The sequence below is a fragment of the Microbacterium sp. 13-71-7 genome (genome assembly GCF_002257455.1).
In the GTDB taxonomy this organism is placed as follows: Bacteria; Actinomycetota; Actinomycetes; order Actinomycetales; family Microbacteriaceae; genus Microbacterium.
The window spans coordinates 1-4,045 of sequence record NZ_NCKN01000305.1 but is presented as its reverse complement, the minus strand read 5'-3'; the positions used below and the strand labels follow the sequence as shown (position 1 = coordinate 4,045).

The following is a 4,045-nucleotide window of genomic DNA, read 5'->3' as shown; positions in this document are numbered from 1 at the left end:
GCTCGAAAGCCCGGTGGTCTTCGACCCGGTGGCAACTGTCGAGTCCCAGACGTTCCAGTCGGGGTTGTAGTGCGTCATCGTGCTGTTCATGGTGTTGGAGGTGAAGCTACCTCCCGACCAGCACGACGAGATGCTGCTCCCGGTGATCCCGAATCCGAACTTGGAGATGATGACGGACAGCCCGCACCCGGAGGGGTAGGCCGACATCGTCGAGACGGTGCCCGGAGTCTCCTCCGCGACGTAGGGGGTGGTCGAGACCTTGATGATCTCGGCGCCTTCGGCGGTCAGGCGGTCGATCTCGGCCTGGACGGCCGGGGGATTCTCTCCTGGCCCGCTGTAGTCTTCCGTTTCGGCAGCGAACGCCGGCGCTCCTCCTGCGAGCAAGAGGGCGGCGACGGCGGACAGCGCCAGCGCTGTATGCCTGAGGGACTTGTGCATGGGTTCTACCTCCGGTTCTTGAGGTGGGGCTGTCACCTCAAGTGAATTGTCCGGAGTTCCCGTAGGTGATGTACAGGCAATCGATAGCCTAGACATTTGAAGCCCTCAGCATCCTGCCTGCTTCGGACAGTCGAATCGTCTCGACCCCTGCGCCGCGATCACGCGTAGGTGTGATGGACATGCCACCCGTGCTCGCCCTTGTAGACGTCGAAGACGTAGCTCTCGCCGGCGTCGTCCGTCCCTTGGAAGCGCCACCCATACAGCGGGTGCGGCGCCTCGAGCGGCACGGACCAGATCGAGTCCCGGAGCCTGGTCGGCATGTCGGTGACGCGCCAACGCTTCCCCGCGAAGACCATCCGCACGGGGACGTCGTTGACCATCCAGACGGTTGCGGACTGTTCGACTGTCTGCATGCTGATGAGCTAGCATCATAGAACACACATTCGAATGCGGCTAGAGTGCGATCGTGCACGTGATCCAGCTCGCCCGCTCGCAGTGGCTGGTGGTGAACAATCGCTACCACGCCCGCTTCCTCATCGTGGAGGGACCGCTCGTGCTGCGCGAGACGGGCGAGACGATGCTGAAGCACCGTGTCGAGTGGTGGGCGCCGGATCCGAAGAGGCGGCATGTCGAGGTCGTCTGTGACGGGTTGCTCGCCGCGGAGAACTGGTGCCGTGACGAGATCCGCCGCGCCGCCGAGGAGGGGGCGAGGATCTCCGCGTCGGTCGCGCGCGACGGGTTCTGATTGGTTCGGTACGAGCCAGCATGAAGCTGACGTGACCTATAAACTTCCGGTCTACGCGCAGGTGGATTCGGCTCCAAGTAGAAACGCAAGCGAGGCCCCGAGCACTCGCTCGGGACCTCGCTCTGGGCTCTCAATGATCGGTGTCGTGATTCTTGGCGCCAGTCAGCGGTGCACCCAGGATGCCAATGCTGTGGCGTCCACCTCCGCGCACAGACGAAGGCACATGCATTAGGAGACCTCGTGCTCCCATGCCACTCGATGAACGAGGAAGTCACCCCCGAGTTCATCGCGAAGTCGAGTTAGCAGCGCGTCTCCCTCGCGATCGTGCTCGTTGGCGATTGATGGATCGTCCCACCCGGACTCCGGGTCAAAGTGCTCCTGAAAGACACTGGCCCAGCGCAAAAGATCCGACACCAGTTCTCGAGAAATAGAAAGCTCGCTAGAACTCATGAGACCGCTTTTGGACCACACCGGAAATTCAGCCGCGTAGTCGTTCATCAGTCGCAGTTCTTCCATGATGACCTTGAGAGTTACGCTCAGCAGGTCAAGGGACTACTGCTCGGGTAAGCAGTGATGACCCAGCGATTGTTTTCGGAAATTATGACCTTCGACCACACGACTACGTCCTCCACGCCGTTGGTGATCCAGATAGGTGCGGTATAACAGAGCTTTTGCCCCGCCTGAGAACCAATGCTTGATGGGGCCCCAAGCGTGCTGCCTACCGCCCAACCCATGAAGTCGTCCCAGGTTCCTCCTACGATCGAACCATAATGGCCCCAGTCGTTTGCATGGCCGGCCTCAATGTGCTTATATCCGAACGCAGTGTTTCCGCAGGTGAGGTTAATCGTGCCCTGGAAACCACTAAAGTAAGCGGCAAAGTACTCGCTAATCGGGTATGTCTCGTTATTAAGTACGTAGCAGAAGTACCACGTGGGTGGGTCCAAAAGGTAGGGCGACGCTTCATTGGGAGCAGCTTGCGATGGAGCGGCGACCAACGGACCACTCGGCGTGAATCGACTTCCGTCCGCCCCAATGGCAACCCACTTGGCCGCCACGCTGTTGGAAGTGGCCGATTCGTCTTGCGGGGGCGGCGTCGTTTCGGCGGCAAAGGCGGAGGATGAGGAAGCGGCGCTCAGGGCGATCGCCACCGCGACGGCGACGATGCCTCTGAGTCTCCGGAACGAACGTGTCTTCTTCAAAGTCGCATCCAATCGGTATGTATCAGCAGATTCATAGGAAGGCTACATGTGGGCGTCTTCGCTGACTACCTCCACGGCGACGGGCTCCTAGCCGCCGCCGGGCTCACATGGTCAATGGACGTTCGTGGCGAGCAGGCACGCTGCTTCATCGTCGTCACACGGGAAGCGCGCGACGCGGGCGGTGAGGTACACGACCGGATGCCCGCGTTCCTCACCCCCGACGCCATGGACGCATGGCTCGAACCCGTCAAGCTCGACCGTCCCGGCCGGGAGAACATGCTCGCCATCCTCGACGGATCCTCCACCGCGGTCGCGTCCACGATCGAGCAGTACGTCGTCGACCGGAAGGTCAACAACACCCGCACCGTCGACCGCGACGACCCCACCGTCATCGCACCCGCGGCCTAGCGCTGGATGCGCTTGGCACTCCATACACTGGCGTCATGACCAAACCGACCCTGTACCTGATGGTCGGTCTGCCAGGCAGCGGCAAAACGACTCGCGCGCACGAACTTGAACGTGCGACTCGCGCCGTCCGGCTCAGCCCAGACGAATGGATGAAACCCCTCTTCGGGGCCTCTGACGTCGACGGCGTCCGGGACGTGCTCGAAGGCCGACTGATCTGGACGGCGACCGAACTCCTGAGTCGTGGCATGAGCGCTATCCTCGACTTCGGCCTCTGGGGGCGGGACGAGCGAGCCAGCCTCCATTGGCTCGCAGGCGCCCTGCACGCGACAGCGCAAACCGTCTACTTGGAAGTTGATCCGGAGACGCAGCTGGCACGTGTGACGCAACGGTGGCATGACGCACCTTCCGGCACCTGGGAGATGGATCTCGCCACGTTGAATGGTTGGCGGGCTGCTTTTCAGGCGCCATCGTCGGATGAACTGGCGTCGTCCTGGAATCCGGAGTCGCCGGACGGATCGATGTCGTGGCGGGATTGGCTGAGCGCACGCTGGCCGACGTCCGTGCAGTAGCCCCACCGCGCCATGCCTGGGTGTTCCCGCAGCCTAGGCTGTCCTGGTGCTCATTGGGCTGATCCGCCCGCGCGAGACGCGCACCATCACCGTGCAGGCCGAGGAGCTCGACGAGATCCAAGACCTGATCCGCGAGCAGTCACCGGCCGGCTGGGAGACCGTCTCGGCGCCCGTCTCGATGTCGAAGAAGGACACGATGATGACCGCCGAGGGCACGATCGCGCGGCGAGACGGCGTGACCGAGATCGAAGCGGACGACATGGCAGCGCTCGAGGCGAAGGTCCCCGACGGCTACCAGCTACTCTCCGTACGGCGAGTCTGAGCGCGGCCCATCCGAGCCACCAGCCCACCTTGAGCAAGACGTCGATCTGGTCGGCGTCGAGTTGGTTCATCATGTCGATCATGTGCTTCTCCATCAGTAGGTGAATCGTCCGCGACTCGGGACGTTGAGGAGAGCGCCTGGCGACGGGCGGATGCCCACGCGTTGCGATCTCGCTCTTAGGAGTGGGCCGGAACGGCTCCGGCTACCCATGTACGAAGAGGAGACCGCCTCGCGTGCGACGTGTGCCCACGAACGACGAAGAACCCCCGCCGCCGGCGTGAGCCGGGGCGGGGGTCTTCTGAGCCTGATGATCGTTAGCCGTGCCGTCGCTGGCGCGGTGGCGCTCGCCGGGTGATCGTCAACC

8 protein-coding genes are annotated in these 4,045 nt (G+C 62.8%); 4 read left to right on the top strand and 4 right to left on the bottom strand.

Annotation, left to right across the window (positions count from 1 at the left end; genetic code table 11):
- Positions 1 to 438, bottom strand: a 438-nt coding sequence (locus B7X32_RS19225; protein ID WP_292723398.1) for a hypothetical protein, incomplete at its 3' end; no start/stop codon positions are given.
- Positions 439 to 596: 158 nt separating this feature from the next.
- Positions 597 to 851 (bottom strand): hypothetical protein, encoded by a 255-nt coding sequence (locus tag B7X32_RS19220; protein ID WP_292723395.1) that lies wholly within the window; start codon positions 849 to 851, stop codon positions 597 to 599.
- Between the two features lie 53 nt (positions 852 to 904).
- Between B7X32_RS19220 and B7X32_RS19215 the strand changes: the two genes are divergently transcribed.
- On the top strand, positions 905 to 1,183 hold the full coding sequence (locus B7X32_RS19215) for a hypothetical protein (RefSeq protein ID WP_292723392.1): 279 nt from the start codon (positions 905 to 907) through the stop codon (positions 1,181 to 1,183).
- A gap of 228 nt (positions 1,184 to 1,411) precedes the next feature.
- Here B7X32_RS19215 and B7X32_RS19210 read toward each other — a convergent pair whose 3' ends face one another.
- Both B7X32_RS19210 and B7X32_RS19205 read right to left on the bottom strand, forming a co-directional pair.
- Positions 1,412 to 1,681, bottom strand: a complete 270-nt coding sequence (locus tag B7X32_RS19210; protein ID WP_292723389.1) for a hypothetical protein — start codon at positions 1,679 to 1,681, stop codon at positions 1,412 to 1,414.
- Between the two features lie 38 nt (positions 1,682 to 1,719).
- Positions 1,720 to 2,382: a hypothetical protein gene (locus tag B7X32_RS19205; protein ID WP_292723386.1), complete on the bottom strand. Its 663-nt coding sequence runs from the start codon at positions 2,380 to 2,382 to the stop codon at positions 1,720 to 1,722.
- 48 nt (positions 2,383 to 2,430) lie between these two features.
- On the opposite strand from B7X32_RS19205, the gene B7X32_RS19200 reads away from it, so the two are divergent.
- From B7X32_RS19200 to B7X32_RS19190, 3 genes are read left to right on the top strand one after another with little or no spacing between them, the layout of a single operon-like run.
- Positions 2,431 to 2,790: an SOS response-associated peptidase family protein gene (locus B7X32_RS19200; protein ID WP_292723383.1), complete on the top strand. Its 360-nt coding sequence runs from the start codon at positions 2,431 to 2,433 to the stop codon at positions 2,788 to 2,790.
- 35 nt (positions 2,791 to 2,825) lie between these two features.
- Entirely contained in the window at positions 2,826 to 3,359 is a 534-nt protein-coding gene (locus B7X32_RS19195; protein ID WP_292723380.1) for an ATP-binding protein, read from the top strand.
- A 46-nt stretch (positions 3,360 to 3,405) separates the two neighbouring features.
- Positions 3,406 to 3,681 (top strand): hypothetical protein, encoded by a 276-nt coding sequence (locus B7X32_RS19190; protein WP_292723377.1) that lies wholly within the window; start codon positions 3,406 to 3,408, stop codon positions 3,679 to 3,681.
- Positions 3,682 to 4,045: the final 364 nt, after the last annotated feature.